At 50.2% G+C, this 19,278-nt stretch carries 16 protein-coding genes; 2 read left to right on the top strand and 14 right to left on the bottom strand.

Annotation, left to right across the window (positions count from 1 at the left end; genetic code table 11):
- Nucleotides 1-19: 19 nt before the first annotated feature.
- The 5 genes from EV294_RS19055 to metG form a co-directional block, all read right to left on the bottom strand.
- On the bottom strand, nt 20-1,264 hold the full coding sequence (locus EV294_RS19055; RefSeq protein WP_132309594.1) for a Ger(x)C family spore germination protein: 1,245 nt from the start codon (nt 1,262-1,264) through the stop codon (nt 20-22).
- A complete protein-coding gene (locus EV294_RS19050) occupies nt 1,230-2,351 on the bottom strand; it encodes a GerAB/ArcD/ProY family transporter (RefSeq protein ID WP_132309592.1) in 1,122 nt (373 codons plus the stop codon). Before EV294_RS19050 ends, EV294_RS19055 begins: the two co-directional genes overlap by 35 nt.
- A gap of 13 nt (nt 2,352-2,364) precedes the next feature.
- The gene (locus EV294_RS19045) at nt 2,365-3,984 is read right to left on the bottom strand and encodes a spore germination protein (protein WP_132309590.1); all 1,620 of its coding nucleotides are present in this window, start codon (nt 3,982-3,984) and stop codon (nt 2,365-2,367) included.
- A gap of 154 nt (nt 3,985-4,138) precedes the next feature.
- Nucleotides 4,139-4,660, bottom strand: a complete 522-nt coding sequence (locus tag EV294_RS19040; protein ID WP_132309845.1) for a hypothetical protein — start codon at nt 4,658-4,660, stop codon at nt 4,139-4,141.
- Between the two features lie 40 nt (nt 4,661-4,700).
- Entirely contained in the window at nt 4,701-6,356 is a 1,656-nt protein-coding gene (gene metG / locus EV294_RS19035; protein WP_132309588.1) for a methionine--tRNA ligase, read from the bottom strand.
- A 251-nt stretch (nt 6,357-6,607) separates the two neighbouring features.
- Here metG and EV294_RS19030 point away from each other — a divergent pair, with 251 nt between their 5' ends.
- Nucleotides 6,608-8,380, top strand: coding sequence for a glycerophosphodiester phosphodiesterase (locus tag EV294_RS19030; protein ID WP_243711710.1), 1,773 nt, complete (start codon nt 6,608-6,610; stop codon nt 8,378-8,380).
- 266 nt (nt 8,381-8,646) lie between these two features.
- Here EV294_RS19030 and EV294_RS19025 read toward each other — a convergent pair whose 3' ends face one another.
- From EV294_RS19025 to EV294_RS18990, 8 genes are all read right to left on the bottom strand, one after another.
- Nucleotides 8,647-9,789: an efflux RND transporter periplasmic adaptor subunit gene (locus EV294_RS19025; protein WP_132309584.1), complete on the bottom strand. Its 1,143-nt coding sequence runs from the start codon at nt 9,787-9,789 to the stop codon at nt 8,647-8,649.
- 17 nt (nt 9,790-9,806) lie between these two features.
- Nucleotides 9,807-10,679: a carbohydrate ABC transporter permease gene (locus tag EV294_RS19020; protein ID WP_132309582.1), complete on the bottom strand. Its 873-nt coding sequence runs from the start codon at nt 10,677-10,679 to the stop codon at nt 9,807-9,809.
- A gap of 11 nt (nt 10,680-10,690) precedes the next feature.
- Nucleotides 10,691-11,569, bottom strand: coding sequence for a carbohydrate ABC transporter permease (locus tag EV294_RS19015; RefSeq protein WP_481856082.1), 879 nt, complete (start codon nt 11,567-11,569; stop codon nt 10,691-10,693).
- A complete protein-coding gene (locus EV294_RS19010) occupies nt 11,562-12,968 on the bottom strand; it encodes an ABC transporter substrate-binding protein (protein ID WP_165930735.1) in 1,407 nt (468 codons plus the stop codon). Before EV294_RS19010 ends, EV294_RS19015 begins: the two co-directional genes overlap by 8 nt.
- A 204-nt stretch (nt 12,969-13,172) precedes the next feature.
- Nucleotides 13,173-14,348 carry a TolB-like translocation protein gene (locus EV294_RS19005; protein ID WP_132309576.1) on the bottom strand — a complete coding sequence of 392 codons (1,176 nt, stop codon included), beginning with the start codon at nt 14,346-14,348 and terminating at the stop codon, nt 13,173-13,175.
- The gene (locus EV294_RS19000; protein ID WP_132309574.1) at nt 14,332-15,813 is read right to left on the bottom strand and encodes an ATP-binding protein; all 1,482 of its coding nucleotides are present in this window, start codon (nt 15,811-15,813) and stop codon (nt 14,332-14,334) included. The genes EV294_RS19005 and EV294_RS19000 overlap by 17 nt, the downstream gene beginning before the upstream one ends.
- Nucleotides 15,814-15,817: 4 nt before the next feature.
- Nucleotides 15,818-16,513 (bottom strand): response regulator transcription factor, encoded by a 696-nt coding sequence (locus EV294_RS18995; RefSeq protein ID WP_132309572.1) that lies wholly within the window; start codon nt 16,511-16,513, stop codon nt 15,818-15,820.
- 142 nt (nt 16,514-16,655) lie between these two features.
- Nucleotides 16,656-17,867, bottom strand: a complete 1,212-nt coding sequence (locus EV294_RS18990) for a winged helix-turn-helix domain-containing protein (RefSeq protein WP_132309570.1) — start codon at nt 17,865-17,867, stop codon at nt 16,656-16,658.
- A gap of 85 nt (nt 17,868-17,952) precedes the next feature.
- Between EV294_RS18990 and EV294_RS18985 the strand changes: the two genes are divergently transcribed.
- On the top strand, nt 17,953-19,053 hold the full coding sequence (locus tag EV294_RS18985; RefSeq protein WP_132309568.1) for a GerAB/ArcD/ProY family transporter: 1,101 nt from the start codon (nt 17,953-17,955) through the stop codon (nt 19,051-19,053).
- Here the strand turns inward: EV294_RS18985 and EV294_RS18980 are convergent.
- Nucleotides 19,050-19,274: a hypothetical protein gene (locus EV294_RS18980; RefSeq protein WP_132309566.1), complete on the bottom strand. Its 225-nt coding sequence runs from the start codon at nt 19,272-19,274 to the stop codon at nt 19,050-19,052. The two genes, EV294_RS18985 and EV294_RS18980, sit on opposite strands and share 4 nt — an antisense overlap.
- Between the last annotated feature and the right edge of the window lie 4 nt (nt 19,275-19,278).

The following is a 19,278-nucleotide window of genomic DNA, read 5'->3' as shown; positions in this document are numbered from 1 at the left end:
TTCCTCGCCAAACAGGATATTAAACGCCTTTCATTCCGATTCTTCGTACCTTCATCGCGACTTTGACTTCAAAAGTGCATTGCTTGTACATTTTGCTCCATTCCTCTGCCGTTTTGATCCGCTTGTTCCAATATTGCGACTTTCTGGCCCGTACGATTTCGCCAAATCCGAAATAATCCGAGCCCTTTTCTTGCGATTGCTTAATGATGTCGGAATAAAATTTAACGGCATCTTCTCCTTGCTTCTCCTCGATTAATTTCAAGATATCCGGATTATTAATCTGAATATCGTTGCTCACCTTTCCTTCCACGTTTAGCTCAATTCCGATATCTATCGTGAAATGCGGAACACCGTCCTTGATTTGGACTTTGATTTTGGAGCGGCGGTGGGTCGCGGTCGTCATGACGCTTTGTTCTGGACTGCCGAGCTGAACGAACACCCTGTAACCCGCGGGATTGATCCCTTTAACCGCCAAATACCCCGCTATTTCTAACGGCTTGGTCACTCCAACCATATGGTCGCCTACAAAGTAAGCCAGACCTTTGATCTCCACATTCTGTTCTTTCTTAATCTCAACAAATGGCAAAAAGCCTTCCTGTCCTTTTTTAGAGACATTGCTCCAGAATATGCCGATATAGTCTTTCGGAAATTTCCCCATTCGAATGCCTTCATCCAGCGTTGACATCAAATAAAGGGTAGGAACCCGTTCGAGAGGCGGAGACGCTTCCATAAATTTGCGTGCCTTGCCTTTGGCGACCATCATCCAGGCCATTCGCCGGACTTCAGAGTTTCGGCGAAAATAATCGTTTATGTTTTCGAGACCTTTTCTGGCCACGGCTTCGGAGATCACTATGACGCGCAAATGACCGAAAAAAAGCTTGCTGGATACCTGCTGCTGCAGATTCATAAAGGCGTCGTTTAAGCTATGGCCGACAACCTCGATAACCCACACCGTTTTTCCGACGGAGCCGCTTCCCCCGCCTCCGCTTTCGCCTGGCCCCAACGGTATTCTTCCGGGGAGAGCTATTTGCACGGCAACTCGGATCATTCCTTTACTCGGTGCGGGTATCGTTCCATGCAAATGGGAGATTTCGTCTTCTTGCTCTTCCGCTTTTTCCGTATTTGCCATATCGATAGATACCCCTAGCACAACTGCCCGTTCCTCGATCTCCATCCTATCCCAGCATCCGGCGAGAAATGGCGCGGCAATCGTAACCATGCATAGCACTCTAACGATTTTGATCCACATTCTTGTTGTCTGCAACAGGGTTCCCTCTCTTCTTGCGAAGAATCGAAACGATAAGCAATAAGCCCGGGTAGGCAATGGTAATGATAAGTCCGATGCGGCCGACGTTTTCAATAATTTCATACATTTGAATAATGTTTTTAGGCAGCATGGCCATTACAAAAACAAAAGGCAAAATGAAATAGGAAAACAGCTTATGCTCTTTCAATCGAAAAAAATGACTCATCGAATAAATCGTAAAGAAGTAACTCGAGAATAGCGTTGTAAACACCGCCGTCACCCATACGGCAAGAAAAGCCGCATCCAGCCGCTCCAAAATGTTAGCGGGCAATGACGTTGCCTTGGCAAGCTCCAAGGTCGGCCATAGCAGATTTTTTATCTCCTCCGCACCAAATACGCTGACGGTAGCGGCAACGATAGTCACATAAAGACCTCCGGCAATGACCATGCCCCAAAAACTAGCCTTCATCGCCTTTCGGGGATGCTTCATACTCGGGATAACGGCCGTCATCACGAATGCCCCCTGGAATAGGGCTGCGATCGTTAGCGTACCCTTTAGCATTCCGCCCGGCTCATTGCCCCAAATGGGCAGCAGATTAATCGCTTCCGCATTTTTCAAAGATAAAGCGGCAATGACAAGAACGGGAACCAGCAAAAACGGAAAGTAAAACGTGTGAATATGAGCAAACGTGGTAATTCCGTGCCGTGTGGAAATAGCAGCGAGAAGCAGCATGACGATAACCGTGACTTCAACCGGAGTTGATTTTAATACCGAAGTAACAACAACTTCGCCGAACTCCCGTGCGGTTAACGACGTAAGTACCGCAAAGAAGAGAATGATAAACAAGCTCCCCATCCATGCAAGCCATTTGCCTATTATCTTCTCGCTGTAGTCAATAATCGTTTCGTCCGGAAACCGCATGCCGAGCCGAGTAATCAGAATTAACCCTACAAAAGCAAGCAGCATAGCCAAAAAGGTTACCAGAGGCCCGCCAGAATCGGCAGCGCGCACCGCGAACAGCGGCAGCGCCAACACGCCTACGCCAATGATCGTGCTGACAAGAACTGCGGCTGCCTGTATGACTGTAATCTGGCGGGTCTCCATCTAACGATTCCTCCTATTCACTCTTATCATTTAAAGGATCCAACACGTTTTTCGACGTTTTTTTGAGCTCGTCAAACTGCGATTCCGATACTCTTGTTTCTTCGACAGGATCAAGAAACGCGGGTCTTTTATTCATCAGCCATAACGGTCCTCTGACCAGCAGATCCTTCAAGCCTTGAAAGTCAACCGGAATAAGCGGGCTAAGGTAAGGAACGCCAAAAGACTTGAGGGACAGCAGATGATTCGCTATCAGGATTAAACCGATCATTACCCCGTAAAGCCCAAAGGTGCCGGCTAATATAATGAGCGGAAAACGAAGCAGCCTTAACGCCAGCGCAGCATTGTATGCCGGGGTAGCGAAGGACCCAATCGTCGTTAAAGCGATAATAACAACCGTGATAGGACTAGCGAATCCGGCCGCTACTGCGGCTTGGCCCACGACTAACACGCCTACGATCGAGAGGGCCCCCCCGACTTGCTGCGGCAATCGGATCGTAGCTTCCCTGAGCACTTCCATCGAAATTTCGATAATGAAGACCTCGATAACCGCCGGGAAGGGTACGCCTGCCCTTCCTCCCGCTACGGCTACCGCGAAATCGGTTGGAATGAGCTCCGGATTGTAAGAGATAATCGAGACGTACAGGGACGGAAAAACCAATGAGAAGACGAGAGCAATCAACCTGGCGAATCGGATCGAGCTCATCAGAAGGAATCGTTCCGTATAGTCCTCTACGGTTTGATAGAACTGGTTAAAGACCGTAGGCACAACTAACGCCAAAGGCGAACCGTCTACGAGTATGGACACCCTTCCTTCGGCCAGGTTGGCCACCACCTTGTCCGGCCGCTCGGTATATTGAACTTGCGGAAACGGCGAATAATGATTGTCTTCGATAAACTGCTCCAAGTAACCGGAATCCAGTACCGTGTCGATATCGATTTTGGAAAGACGATTATGAACCTCTTCCACTAATGCGGGATTAGTAATTCCTTCTATATAACAAACGGCTACCTTTGATTTGGTTCTGCGGCCGATCTCCATGGTCTGAATGCGGAGATCAGGAGATTGGAGCCGGTATCGGATCAAGGAAATATTCGTGCCGAGAGGCTCGATGAAGCCTTCGCGCGGACCTCTGATAACCTGTTCGGTTGCGGGCTGCTCAATGGAGCGTTTTTCAACGGATCTCGTCGTAATGACGATGGATTCCTTCATCCCCTCTACGGCAATAACCGTATCGCCCCGCAAAATACAATCCACGAGCCCCGTTAATTCGCCCTGTAGGCTGCTCTTGCTGTGATAAAGAGAGTCGTTCATGATAACGTCGGATAACTGGCTAGTCTCAATTGATCTTCCAATCAGATGCGGCGGCGTATACATCAGCGCCTTCATGATATCCGAATTGACGCTGTCTTGATTGACCATGCAAGAAAAGAACATAATGGCGGCTGGAAATTGGCCGAATACGTTGAATTTGCGGACTGTAAAATCCTCGTTCATGCCAAGTATTCCGTCTAAAAAAGCTATGGTGTCTCCCAAGCTGGAGGTGACTTTCTGTCCATTGTATTTATCCATCGTTTTGCTTGGGCTTGGCATAAGCAGCTTAGCATCTAATCTTCTGACTTTTCTTGTTGGCATTCCATCACCTGCTACTCACCATAATCTGACTTTTTGCTTTCTCAGGTTTTACCAATACGGCGGAAATTATGCGTGTCCTCATTCCGGGAGCCCTTATGCAAAACAAAAGCAGCCGCCATAGAATTGGCAGCTGCTTCCACGAGATCGAACTCTTCTAGCCTGTATCCCAACGATGCCTAAACTTCGTCAGATTCGGATGCGCGTCCGGAGGCGCTTCGGTAATGATCAGCCGTATTTTTCCGATCCATTCCTCGAATGAATGATACGAAGCAAACGCGTTAGCCGTCTCCGGCGAGACGTACAGGAATAGCGGCGGCGGATATGCCTCCATCAGATGACGAATAGCCGCTTCGATTGGCGTATATTTCTTGCGCTTTCCTTCCCAATTCTCAACCGCTATCATAACGTCGTCCCCGTGCTCTCTTCTCCAGTCGAACAAGAAATCCTCCCGCTTATAATACGGCTCGATCGGACGTTTCCACATGCGTCTCGCCGTTTCTTCATGGAGCGGGTAAAGCACAAGCTTGACGAATGATCTTTCCTTTGCAAGCGCAGCCGCTTGCTCCAGCTGCCGGTCCGTCACGTCCTGGAACGTGTCATAATACACCATGGTTCCTTTTCTGGTGTCCGGCTCTTCTACGTGACCAAATGGCACCGTCCGGTTGCCCCGATCCATCGACATCCCCCCTAGTCATCCTTCGCAACATAGTATTGGTCTATTGATTCTTTTTCATTTCCTGCCGATTCGCCAACAGATTTGATTCTTCCTCTATACGGCTGACGTCAATCCGTTCGAACAAGATTTTCAGCTCCTTGATTTTGCGGTTCGCGGGAACGGAAATAATTGCCCATTCCGGCTGATCCAGTGTCAGGAACTTTCTTATTTCTTCGCAGGCGAACGGAATAAACGGGTTTAATAATTGAGCCAGGTTGGCAATGATCTGAACGGATGCATGAAGCGTATTCCCGCATGCCGCTTTATCTTCTTTGATCTGAAGCCACGGCTTCTGCTCGTCAAAGTACTTATTGGCGCGGCGTACGGAAGCGAATATTAGCTCAATGGCTTCTTTCATATGCCCCCCTTCTATCAATGCCCCGCTTCTAGCGTAGCAGTCTCCTATCGTCTGCTGCCAATCCTCGCTTAGAATCCCTTCCGGGATAAGTCCTTCAAACGATTTTTCAATAAAAGACAACGTCCGATTGACGAGATTTCCGAAGGCGCCAAGCAATTCGCCATTATGGCTATGAATGAATTCCCGCCATGAGAAGTCGGTATCCCGATTCTCGGGACCGTTGGCAATCAGAAAGTAGCGGATGGAATCCGGCTGATAGCGGCTTAGAATGTCCGGTACCCATACCGCCCAGTTGTTGCTCGTGGAGAACTTCTTTCCTTCCAAGGTCATATACTCGCAGGAAATAATCCGGTCGGGCAAATGCAGTCCGCCGGCTCCTATCAGCAATGCCGGCCATATGACCGTATGAAAAGGAACATTGTCTTTGCCGTGTACATAATAGGCCGTTATGGGATCATTGCCTTCTTGCCAAAATAGTTCCCAGCTGCCTCCAGTCTCCGCGGCCCACTGCTTGCTTGCCGACAGATAACCGCTGACGGCTTCAATCCAGACGTATATTTTTTTCTCCTCGAAGCCTTGAACCGGCACATCCACTCCCCAGGTTAAATCTCTCGTAACCGCGCGGTCTCGAAGTCCCTCTCTCACATATCTTCTCGTTATTTGAACCGCATTGTCTTTCCAGCCGCGCGAATGCTCAACATACTCCGACAGGACATCCTGGAAGCGGGAAAGCGAAATATAATAATGCTCGGTAGGACGTTCAACGGGCGGATTGCCGCAAATCTTGCAGGTCTTATCCGATAGGTCGGCGGGATCCAGCAAAGTAGAGCAATAATCGCATTGATCTCCCCTAGCCCGATTGCCGCAAACCGGGCAAGTCCCTTCGACATAACGGTCAGGCAAAAATCGCTGATCCGTCTCGCAATAGGTCTGCTGGATCGTTTTCTTGTACAAATATCCGTTCTCCAATAAGCTTAGAAAGAGCTTTTTTACGACCTCATGGTGAAACTCCTGGTCCGTGCGCGTGTACAGGTCGTACGTAAACCCCAGCTTCCGAAAGCAATCCGTAAACTCCCGGTGAAAACGGTCTGCGATATCCCCCGGCGATACGCCTTCGTTGAGCGCCTGTACAGCAACCGGCGTGCCATGACAGTCACTGCCCGAAACATACAGTACCGGATTGCCTTTCGCACGAAAATAACGGGCGAGCACATCACCCGGCAGCAAGCTCGCGAGCCGTCCCAAATGCAGCGATCCATTCGCGTAAGGCCAAGCGCCTCCAATAAAAATAGGGTTCATGATGTTCCCTCCTTCATATAATCCTGCAAAATAAAAACAAAAAAACTCCCATCCCGAAGGGACGAGAGTTATCCTCGCGCGGTTATCTGAATATTCAAGTTATTCGAATTATATTGGATAAATTTACCTCTGTCAATCATTCCCCTTAAGCTCGACTGGTATTGTCACTATAGTTCCGGTATGGTAAGTTAATACAGCTACCTGAGACCCTCAGCTCAGCTATGCCGATCCGCCAAGAAAGGATGAATCCCATGTTCAAGCTGCTCAGTAGAAGCATTCGCGACTTCCGCGCAGCGTACCCGCAGCTATTATTGTTTGAATATTTATTTATGCTGGTTACCAGCGTTATCATTATCCCCATCATTACTTTAATCTTTAGCCGTATCCTGACCGTTGTTGGTTCCGGCTCGCTTATGAACGATGATATCGTTCAGCTCGGATTAAGCTGGCAGAGCATGGTTGGCCTTACCGCTATTGCGCTTGTCGCTTCCTTCGCAATATTTATCGAGCTGTGCGTTCTAATTATTCTGGTTCAGCAGCGTTATTTCGGCAATCGGATCGCGATCATGGACGCCCTCTTTACCGCCCTCCGCCAAACGCCAAGTCTGTTAGGCTTCGGTACCGTGCAGCTGCTTGTCTTGCTGCTCGTGCTGATCCCGTTCGTCGACTCGCCGATGTCGGAATCGTTCTATGCGCTGTTTAACCTCCCTATTGTACTGGAGCGCAGCGTCATGAACTTGTCCGTCATGATGTCCATTGTCTACTTGCTTATCCTGCTTGCAGCCGTATATTTGGTGCTTCGATGGATTTTCGTCCTGCATTACATCGTCCTCGAAGGGCGTACCGTCGGCCGCGCAATCCGGAGCAGCCTCGAGCTGACGAGAGGCAAGCATTTCAGGGTGCTGACCTCCTTATTTTTAATAAACGCGCTTGTGATCGGTACAGGCTTCGCAACGCTTTCGTCGGTCTCTCTCTTGCCTCATTGGCTTAATCATAATGTGCTGAAGGCGTTCTCCGATCATTATTCCTTGACGCTGTCCACCATTCTAACGTACATGCTGACGCTGGCGATCATGCCTCTCAACATCATCGTGCTGACCCGGTTATTCTACGTACTCAAACGGGAAAAAGGACAGCATCTGCAGGATAACCTGAAGTTGTACCGCAGTACTCTTGGACGATTCGAAGATTCGCTGTCCGGCATGATAAAGCGTTTCGCTCATAAACGGGCATTGTTTGCCGTATTAGCCGTTGTTTATATAAGCCTTGCCTTATTCGTTGGTCTAAAAGCGAGCAGTCATCTGGTCTACGCCAAGTGGAGCGTCCTGATCTCCGCGCATCGCGGCGACACGGAGAACGCTCCCGAAAATTCGCTGCCGGGCATTCAAAGCGCCATTAATAAGGGCATCCAATCGGTTGAAATCGATATTCAGCTGTCCAAAGACAATGTCGCCGTCTTGAATCACGACGCTACTCTTAACCGGATGACCGGTGTGAACAAATCGGTGAATCAGCTGACCTACGACGAAATAAGCAGGTTGTCCATCGGACACGACGCCGAAGGTGATCCTATCCCTGTCGCTACGCTGGAGCAGGTATTGCAGGAGGCAAAAGGACGGATTAAGCTGCTGCTCGATTTGAAACCCCACGGCGCAAGCGAACCGCTTGTGAGGGAGGTTATCCGGCTGATTCATGAGAACGAAATGGAAAACGAAGTGTATATCCAGTCGTTTGACAGCACCATGCTGAGGCAAATTCGCGTGCTTTCCCCCGATATCCGCATTGGTCAGATCATGTATTTCGCCGTCGGCAATCTTTCCTCGTTAGACGTTGACTTCTACACAGTCGAACAGGTTATGGTAACGAAGCAGCTCGTCGACCGGGCGCATGCCTCCGGACGGGAGGTGTGGGTATGGACGGTGAACGGTCGTCACGACTTGAAGGAAATGCTGAAATTTCAGGTGGACGGTCTGATAACCGATACCCCAGCTCTTGCGCAATCCATGATTGGTGTTGATTTATAACTTGAAGAAGCTGAACCGTCTTAAGTGGTAAATTAAAAAGTAAGCCTCCTAAAAAATAGCGCTGCAGAGAGCTATCCCTGCAGCGCTATTTTTCGATTTTGTTCCTTTGCAGCTTTCTTGAGCAAAATTGCGGGCAAGCGAATGCTGCCGGACTTCTAGGCTAGAAATTGGCAAGCCTCAAAGCAAGAACCGGAGGAATCCTCTGCTATTTTTCACTTCTATTCGAACACATAGCCCCTCGTCATTTTACAACTTATAGGACCTTCCTACTTTCTAACGCGCACCCCGTCTATGAGGTACCCCGTACTGCTCACGATGACCTCCTGCTCCTCGAACAGCCCTTCCGTAACAGCCGTGACATAGGCATTGGAGTCAGTGACCTTAACTCGGGTCTTCGCGGCATAATAGGCATTTCCTAGAGGCCCTTCCTTGCTTTCCAGCGTAAATACATAAGCTCCTTGATCATCCTGATGCACGGCTTCGTTCGGCAGCGTAAGGTTGGCCTCGCTGTTGCTCTTCGCAAGCTTTACCTGCACACGCTCGCCGCCAATCAGCTTGTTGTCCTTAAGCAGAACCGTTACTAGGCCGGGAATGGAAATAGAATCGTTTGATGGCGGTTTGCCGCTGTCTGGCGTATCCCCGACTGCACCGTTTACAACATTATCGATAGACGTTATCGTACCAATAAGCTGTTCCGTGTCTTTGCCGGTTATCTTCATCTGATCCAACTTTTCTCCGATCTCCAGGAGTCGGGCTATATCGCCGGGTACCTGCAGCTGGATCTTAAAGCCTTCGGATGCATTGGCGATTATCACATCCGGCCCACCGCCGGGACCCGATCCAGCAAGCGCATGAACCTCGGTTACAATGCCCGCAAAAGGCGCGGAAACCGATTGGCTTTCGGCAATGCTCTTTTGCAGGCTATGTATGTGATTCTCCTGCGAGGCCATGTCAAGCTTGGCGGAATCCAGCGCAACCTTGGCCGCAGAGAGTGCGATCCCGTCTCCTTCGGTGACCGCCGCAATATAATCCGTCTGCAGCTGATTCATGGACAATTGCATTTTCTCGAGACTTGTCTTCATGTCATCGAGCTGAAGCATCGCTTCGCTGCCGTCATACTCGATTAATTTCTGGCCTTTCGTTACTTTATCGCCTTGTTTGACTAGCAACTTCTTCACTTTCCAGCCTGCCGGATTCATAAGGGCTTGCGTCAGCTCCGGTTGAACAGTCGCAATGCCTTCGAATTCGTGCGTGACCGATCCTTTGGATGCGGTTTGCGTATAGACCTTCTGCAAAGACAGGTTCCTTATCGTATTTCCCGCAAGGGTGCATGCCGCGAGCAGGATCAGGAACAGACCGGCAAGCAGCCGCAGCTTCCGTTTGCCGGAGCCGGACTTTCTATCATCCATTGCATTCACTCCTGAGATTATCCTTTTATGCCCGAATGTTGAATGCCTGCCACGAAATAAGACTCCGCGTACAGGAACAAGAGCACCATCGGGGCCATATACAATGCGGAAGCGGCAAACCCTGCCCCCCGTTCCGATTGGTTGATTTGCGCCAAATAGAGCGACAATGGCTGTCTGGCAGCGTCCTGCAAGAAAATAAGCGGCTGCTCGATCATGTTCCAATAATCGACGAACAGCAAAACCGCCAGCGCGGCGAGACCCGGCTGGGCCAGCGGAAGAATAACCCGCAAAAAAATAGTAAAAGGATCTGCTCCATCGACTTTGGCGGCTTCCGAAAGCGCGTAAGGAATATGAGCCATAAATTGCCGCAGCATAAACACGCCAAACGCGCCGAATATGCCGGGCAATATAATGGCTGAAGGCTGGTTCATAAGCCCCAGCTTATCGATTACAAGATAATTCGGGACTAACGTAACCTGGAAAGGCATAAGCATCGTCATCAGATAGACAAGAAACAGCTTTTCCCTTCCCGGAAACCGCAGCATGGCGAAAGCGTAAGCCGCCAGTGAACCAACGAAAATCTGGCCTATGACGATCGGCGCCGCAAGCCCGGCAGAGTTCCAGAACATGTGAAGGAACTTCGGACTCAGTAACAATACCTTCGCGTATTGTTCGAATGACAACCAGTCCGGCAGCAGCTTCAGATTAACGAAAGCATCCTTCCCGCCGCCGGCCGCATTCACCATCTGTCCGATTAAATGATAATTTTGGCTAAGCTCGGCTTCCGTCATCAAGGAGCTTACAAGCGTAAGTCCAATCGGAAACAGCATAACAGCTGCAAATACGGCAAGAATCACCGATAATGCCAGTCCGGACACTCTAATTTTCATTGATCCGCCCCCTACTCCGTTTGTTCCCTGAATCGGCGTTCAGTGCGGAGCAGTCCCGAGGTCAGGAGCACGATGCAGGCCACCATCATAGTCGCGGCGGCCGTCAGCTTTTGAACATCCAGCTCGAAAAACATGTTATTCATATAATGCTGCAGCATATACAACCGGTCATACGGATAATTTCCGGCCAGCAAATACGTCTCCCGAAACACCTTGAACGAGTTAATGATCGAGATCAACAGCACGAAAAATAAGGTTGGCGTCAAATAAACTAGCGTAATATGGCGGAATTGACGGAAACGGCCGGCGCCTTCAAGCGAGGCCGTCTCGTAATAATCCTTCGGAATCGATTGCAGCCCCGCCAGCAGCAGGATCATATCGTAGCCGATATTTTTCCATACATACATCGCGATAACGATACTCATGGACCAATTCGATTGCATCCAATCGATTCTTGCCATTCCCAAGGCGTGCAGCCATGCGTTCAAGGTCCCGTTCCAGTCGAAAAAGATTTGCCAGACCGTCACGACGGATGCTACAGGCACAACGAGCGGGAGCATAAACGATGTCCGCAGCGCACTGCGCAGGAAGATCCGCCTGTTTAGTAGGAGGGCAAGGGTCAAGGACAAAATGATTAATAGCGGAACGCCAACGGATGTAAACAGCATCGTATTGCCGGCCGCTTTACGGAACGAAGCGCTATGGAGAAGCTCGGAATAATTGCTAAAGCCTACGAATTGCCCGCCAAGCGCGCCGTCAGTGAAGGACTCATAGATGCCGAGCAGAAACGGGATGAGATAAAACAAGGAAAATCCAATCAAGCTCGGAGCAAGGAACAGCAGCGCCGTCATGCCGTCCCCTCTCCAACCTCGCAGTCCTCCTCTATTCATTGAGAACCGTCATCGCTTTATTTTGAATCAGCTTCGCTACGTCTTCCGCCGATTTCTGGCCGGCGAAGAAAGCTGACGTATTGGCGAATACGATATCCAGCACCTTGCCGGATGCATTCTTCTTGCGGGTAGCGGCATTCGCAAATGCTTCAAGCCGGTCGAGCTGCGTTTCGTCCACCTTGAAGGATTTGCCGGGCTGCGAGCCAATGGTTGGCGGCGTAATCGTTCCCCGCTTCTTCAGGGCTTGTACAGCGTCATCGAAACGCTCCTTGTTGATGGGAAGGCCAATCGTTGTGTGGTCCATCATGTATTTCAGGAAATCCCAGGCTGCGTCCTTCACTTTGGAATTTGCGTTTATTCCAATATCCGAACTCGTTTCAAAGGAAGTACCCGCCGGCTCGCTGTCCGCATGAGGTTTAATATAAAATTCCGTATCCTTGCCAAATAGATCTAATGTCGTTAAGTAATCTTCCGGTGACAAGATGGATACGTTCGTAAAATATCCCTGCCCCGACGTGCTGACGATGCCATCGTCAACCATGCTTTTTATTTGTTCAAGCAAGCCGGTGAATTCCGGCGAATCAAAGCTTGCCTTGCGGTTAGTCTCGTCTACAAACCTGCTATAGTTATCCGCGACAATGCTCCGTACGAAGTAATCGGTACCGCCAACTTGAAGACCTTCTCCGCTGGCAATAGCCGCCTTATATTTTCCGTTTGCGTTCACCAGTTCCTTGCCCGCTGACATGAAATCATCCCATGTCCATGAATGATCGTCGATCCTTACTCCAGTGGCGGCAATTGCGCTGCGGTCTCCGACCATGCCGCTTAAGCTGAAGGATAACGGCAGGCTGTACAGTCTCTTTTCACCTTGTTCGCTGCCTAATACATTCGTGAAGTAGTCCGTCTTGCGAAACGTATGGTCTTCGTCCATTCTTGCGGTTAAATCCTCAAGCAAATGATGCCTTTCATAATCGTCCGCGGCCAAATACCGGAGATCAACCAGGTCAGGTCCTTTTCCGGCCAGCATCGCCGTGTTTGTGGTTGTCGTAAACTTATCGATGTCGGCATCCGTTTGCTCTCCCCCCCCTTCGTCGCTGTACGGTTCGCTTAACCCGTATTGCAGCTTGATCTTGATATTCGGATGTGCTGCTTCGTAGGATTTTACCACTTGTTCGTATTGCTCCTCTGGCCAGAAAACGGAGAATACGACTGTTTTCTGACCGCCGCCGGATGCGTCTCCATCCGGTTCCGCGTTTGATGCAGCATCGGAAGGAACAGCTGACTTGCCCGGCTCGTGACTAGCCTTATCGCCTGCCTCCATGCCTTTGTTCGTACTGCAAGCCGCCGTGACCAGCACGATTAGCGAGACGGCAAGTATGATTAGTCCCCTATTCTTCATTCCATTCATTCCCTTTTCGCGTATTGTAACTCTGGAAATACATTAGCCTCCTCTAACCCGAATGCTTGACCCAAGTATAACTAAGCGATGTCTCAAAGCTTTCATCATTTTGTGTACAACATGTCTCCGACTTTCAAAAAAAATACGGCAGGCCGGACCTGTTTCGTCCAACCTGCCGCGCTCTCGGCAACTAAATATCCGATTTTACTTGTCCTGGAAATCAATAATGAAACCATGCAGGGCAATCGTGCCCTCAAGTTCGGACACAGGTGCGGGAACAATCTCCGTTCTGTTGAACGGTTTGCTGCCTGCGACCAAGAGCTCGCCATTGCCGATACTCCATTTCATAAGGGAAGGGACAAAGCCTTGGTAGACGGCCGTTTGGGACAACAGGTTGTTGCCTTGCAGCTTGCCCGCATAGATAATGTCCCCGTCGTTTTGCGTATAAGCGATCATCTTTCGATCCGGTGACAGGCTAAAGCTGACGATCTTCTCCAGCAATACGGTAAGCTCTCCGTTTCGACTGTCGTATTGGAACAAGGTGCCGTCGGCACCCAGGAATATAAACCGGTTCGCATCTACCCAGAAGCAACCGTTCTGCGTGGACGCATGGTCGTATCTCACTACAAAGCGGCCGTCATCGTTTAATTCGGCCAGCGAGACCAGCCTGCCGTTATCGATTAATAGACGATTTCCGTCCTCTGACAATACGGCAGAAGCGCTGTTCTTCATATCTGGCATGCCCTGCAGCGCCAGCTGCTTAAACGATCCCTGCCGAACGTTATAGACAACAAGGTTCAGCTGATCGCGGCGGTCTCCCAGCACTAGATACGACAGATATCGGCTATCGTTCGACCACCGCAGGTTACGGGAAAACAATCGCTGCGGCTGCTTTGGCACCGGCTCGTCTATGGAATAGTTTTGTCTTCCGTCCACGGATTGCAATTCCAGCGAGTAGCCATTCTTGGAATCCGACAGACTGGCGATCAGCCTGCCGTCCGGCGATAGGCTGAGAAGATCCTTTCCTGCATTTAAGCTTGCAGTAAGCTGTTTCGGTTGGTCAAAGGGCGGTGCGAGAAGCTGCAAGCCGTCATAAGGAGAACCGGAGGGAACGTTATCCGAAGCATAACCAACGATCTCTTCTTCGTTTGTCCAACCCAAAACCTCAAACTTGGCAAACCACTTCTCCAAGGGATAGATCGTCTTCACTTGAAACAGCTTGCCAACGTTTGCTCCAACCGCCGGCTGATCGGCCTCAGACTCCGGGATTACGATCGTCTCTGAGCGGGGATTTCCCATGCAGCCGGAAGCCGTAAGGAGCAGCGCCATCACAACCCAGTAAAGAAGAAGACGGGTGATCCGATTAATCATGCTGTGCATTATTACCCCCTCCCTTACTGCCGGCCGCGGGAAGCTCAACGCATACGTTTGTGAGTCCTTCGTCGCTCTCCATCCGAATGGTTCCGCCGTGGTCGTCGACAATGGATTTTACGATACTGAGACCTAGGCCTACGCTTCCTTCTTCCTTAAATGTCCTGTCGCCGGAATAAAAGGGCTCAAACACGCTGGCTATTTGCTCTGCCGACAACGTCTCGCCCGGATTGCTGAACGTGAATCGGAGAGTCTCCCCCTTCGGGTGCTTCTCTCCCGTGACCAGAATTTCCGCCAGCGGCGTGCTATATTTGATCGCATTATCTAGCAAATTGATAAACAATTGCCGCAGCCTGTCCGCTTCTCCCCATACTACAAGCCCGTCTTCCGCCCTCAAGACGATGCTCTTCTTATAACGTTTGGCGCGTATCGCCATGGCATCGCATAAATCGCGAAGCAGCACGCCGGTATCGACAAGCGCTGCTTCTTCCCTGACGGCGTCTCGCTTCGACACTTCAAGCAGGTTCAGCACCATACCGTGCAGCCGCCGGCTTTCCTCCACGATATGGGTCATTCCCTTTTGGAAAAACGCAGAGTCGCTCTCTCCACTCTCCCGGATGATCTCCGCGTAGCCAAGAATGGACGTGAGCGGCGTCTTGAGCTCATGCGTGACGTTATCGAAAAAGCGCTTCTCCTGCTCGATAAGCGACTGCAGCCTGTCGCGGTCCCGGCCAATCGTTGCAATCTGGCTGTCAATCCGTTCAATCATGTCGTTGAAGTTGTCCGCCAGCCGCCCAATCTCGTCCTTGCGCCGGAATTTCAGACGGACGTTCCGGTTTCCCCGTATAACCTCGGTGGATGCGTTAGTCAGCTTGATGAGCGGAATGGTGATATGCCGGGACAGCAAGTAAGAGAAACCAAACGCAGCCAGGAAGATTGCAAGAGCGAGATAGAAGATGATGTTAAGAACTCGCCCGGTCTGCTCATACAGCGAAGAGAAGTCTTTGGCAAACCGCAGGATCCCGACCTTTACCCCATCGATTACGACGGGATAGGAATACAGCACGGAGCCGGCACTGCCTTTATACGAAATGGTATATGCCGTCTTGCCTTGCAATGCAAGCTTCAGGTCCTCGGTGGAACGTCCCGCGAATTTATCGGCGTCCGTGGAATACAGCAGCATACCATCTACCGTATAGGCGCTCACATCGCTTGAAGTGGCGCGGCGAAGATCGCGAGCCATCTCTTCGGCCATTTGACCGAAATAAAGGTCGTTGTTTGCGAAATGATTAATGAGGAAGGCTTGAGTGACGTAAATATTGCCGTTGTTCTTGAGATCGATGAGATCCGATGTGACAATACTCTTGTTGCTGTTACGGATATATTCCTTTAACGTGACGTTCAGCAAAAGGAAGGATAAGCAAAAAATCAGGAAAAAACCGATGACGAACTTGGCCCGCAGGGTTTGCAGCATACGGTCAGTCCGTCCTTTTCTCGAATTTGTAGCCGATGCCGAACACGGTTGTAATCAGATCAGCGGCGTCAAGCTTCTTGCGCAGCCGCTGAATATGGGTATCAACCGTCCGCATGTCTCCGGGAAAATCATACCCCCACACGGACTCCAGCAGCTCGGCGCGCGTAAAGATTTTGCCCCGGACACCTAATAGCGCCAGCAGCAGATCAAACTCCTTAGGCGTTAGATCAATGAGCTCGCCTTGCTTCGTTACGAGACGTTCGGATGGAGAGATAACGATGTCCCGGAACCCGATTTCCGTCGGCAGCGCCGGCTTCGCCGGGGCTTGGGCTTGCGCAAGCCTGCGGAGGATGGTTCGGATCCGGACAATAACCTCCCGAAGATCAAACGGCTTCGTAACGTAATCGTCCGCTCCCACTTCGAGTCCGAGAATTTTGTCCGTGATATCCGATCTGGCCGTAAGCATTAGAATCGGAATGTTATATTGCGCGGTCACCAATTTGCAGATATCAAGCCCGCTTTTGTCCGGCAGCATCCAATCCAGCACCAGCAGGTCGGGCCTGAACCATTCGAGCTCCCTTAGCCCGTCCGTGCCGGTGCCGGCTATACGCGTCTCGAAGCCTTCGCGTGCCAGACCGTAAGCAAGCAGATCCGCGATTGCCTCCTCGTCCTCGATGATGAGTATTCTTGTTTTGTCCATTATGAAGCTCCAATCCGTATACGTTTGTACCCTTTAGAATAACTGTCATTTGTTGCGGGATTGTCTAGAAGTTGCGTCTAACTTGTCTTGAAGATGTCAACAAAATGTGTCCGAATGGATGAATGCCCATATTTAAATGTCATTAATTATAAATAACGTTAATTACGCCGTTAGCCTTTGCAAACGCCTTGACTGCTTTCTTTACATTTTTGCGCAGCTGAGCAGATACGTGAATGTCCGGCTCAAAATGCAGCAGCTCTACCTTAAGAATATTTTCTTTCCGGTCGAGCCGGGGATCCATTCTGCCAATTAACCTGTCCCCTGCAAGGATCGGCATCGCGTAATAGCCATATTTTCGCTTATCCGCAGGCGTATAAATCTCCCATCGGTATTCGAAATGAAATAAATCCTCCAGCCGCTTTCGGCTCCACAGCAAATTATCGAGCGGCGGCAAGAACGTAATCTCCGCGGCTTCCGCCTCCAGCGGCTGGGCCGGCTCCACGGCAGCCGCATCATGGTGCGCCAGCACCCGTTCCGCATCGGATGCCAGCACATAATACGGCTGCTTAAGACCCTCCACCTCAACCTCCGTAACGATGCCGGATTGGATAAATTGCCGGATTGCATCGCGGCGCTGGGCAGCGCTGTATCTCAGCCAGCCAAATCGGGAATCGGAAGGCTCGAATACGCGATAAGCCCGGAAATATTTCAGCAGCATGAGCCGTTCCGCTTCTTCTCTCCCCAGTTCGCCTGCAGCTTTAAGAAGCTCTGCCGGAACGCTGCGGCTCGTCAAATCAAATAGTCTCTGATTGCCTTCCCTGCCGACAATCCGGATAAGCGCCGAATCGGTTAATAGATTGATGGCATGCGAGGTTGCTTTTGTTTTGGCTGCCGAATTGGTATTCTCCCAATAACCATGCACCTTCTTATCCGATTCGAACGCTCTGGCAGGCAGCGGCCCCTCAGCGCGAAGCTTGTCCATGACCTGCTCCGGCACAGGCTGCAAGGCTTCAACCGCGGAAGCCGCATGCTCGCGGATTCTTGCCCGGGTAGGTTCGAATATGGGATAATCCTCCATCGGAATGATGCAGGCAGCATTGGCGAAATATTCGAATACCTTATGATCGCTTAATAAGTCATTAAGAAGAGTTGGTTCATAGCCCGTCAATCGGGCTGACATGACCAAATGCTGATTCGCCCGGACGGCAGCTACCGGATCGATCTGCAAGCATTCCAACTCGCGTATGATACCCAGCACCTGATCATGATCGGCAGCCTTGTTGCTCCGCGGTGCGAGAAGCTGCTGTTTTTCCAATAGAAATCGCCTAAGCGCCCGTTTGGTGGTTTTTATCATCCGTTTGTTCCTTTCTATTCTCCGTATTATCGATGCGTTCATGGGAATACTTGGTTGTAACCAAGGCTAAGGAAGGAGTCAATGAATGGAGTCCGCAGAAAAAATCTCAGGAACGCAATTATGCCTATTAATGTTTTCTTTTATTGCCCCTACCGTCATTCTCGTTATTCCGGGCCTTATGTCAAGTCTGGCCAAGCAGGATGCGTGGATAACGATTCTCCCCACGTTCTTGTTTGGCGCTTTAAATATAGGAGTCATGCTCGTTTTGTCGAAGCGTTATCCCGGGATGACCATCATCCAATACAGCGCATGCATTATCGGCAAATGGCCGGCGAAGGTTCTAAGCTGTTATTTGATTTATGTCTGGTTTAATTTCGATTTCATCATTCTGAATCAGCATATCCAATTTATTAATACGGTTTTTCTTATGCGAACTCCTTCTGTCGTCATCAGTCTGACGCTGGCGATTTTCTGCTGCATTGCAGTCTATATGGGGATAGAAGCGATCGGAAGATGCAACGAATATCTGGCCTTGCTCAATTTTCTGCTTCTGATTCCCCTCCTTTTCCTGATGCTCGCGGAGTCCGATCCGGAGAGGCTTCGCCCCGTAATGGGGAGCGGAATCGTTCCCATTCTTCAAGCAAGCGTCTTCCCTATCGCGTACATCACTCAATTTTTCACGTTAGGCTGGCTTCTGCCTTACTTGAATCAACCGAAGAAAGCTGCCAAGGCTTCCTTTCTTTCTTTGAGCATTATCACGGGACTTTTATGCATAACGCTCCTTCCACTTATCATGGTGTTTGGGCCGTTAACGGAAAAGCTGACCTTCCCGGTATTAAGCGTTATCCAATATATCGGGATAAAAGGAAGCTTTGAGAGATTGGAAGCCTTGGCGGTAGCGATCTGGGTGATGAGCTGCTTCATTAAAATCGCCGTTACGATATTCGTGATCTGCCTCAGCATCAGCCAAACGTTCAACACGAAAAACTACAGGGACATCGTCATTCCCGTCATGATATTGTCTGTGCTGGGCTCGTTAACCGTATTTAAAAATTATGCGACGGAGCTCACCAGCTATCTGAACTTTACCTATCCCAGCTACGCGATGTTTACTCACTTTGTGGTGCCCCTCCTGCTTCTCGCCATAGATACAATCAGGAAAGGCTTTCGGCATACTGCAGCTTAATAAGGCCGCGCAATGATTTTTCCGATTGGCTCGAACAGGCCCCTAATGGGGGTTGTCGAGCTTGGAAGCGGAATATGGGCAATCCACAAGCAGCCCGCCACCACGACTATCGTCATTAAACTCGCAAATAAAACAGCCGCTCCCGGCTGTTTTATTTGCAGAACCCGGTACCAGGACCAGCCAACCGCAGCCAGTGCAAAAACAATCAATTGCAAGATCATCGCA

Origin of the sequence: Paenibacillus sp. BK033, assembly GCF_004345425.1 — a bacterium.
Lineage (GTDB): Bacteria > Bacillota > Bacilli > Paenibacillales > Paenibacillaceae > Pristimantibacillus.
Note: the sequence above shows the minus strand (reverse complement) of the source record. Positions and strands in the feature narration are given on the sequence as shown.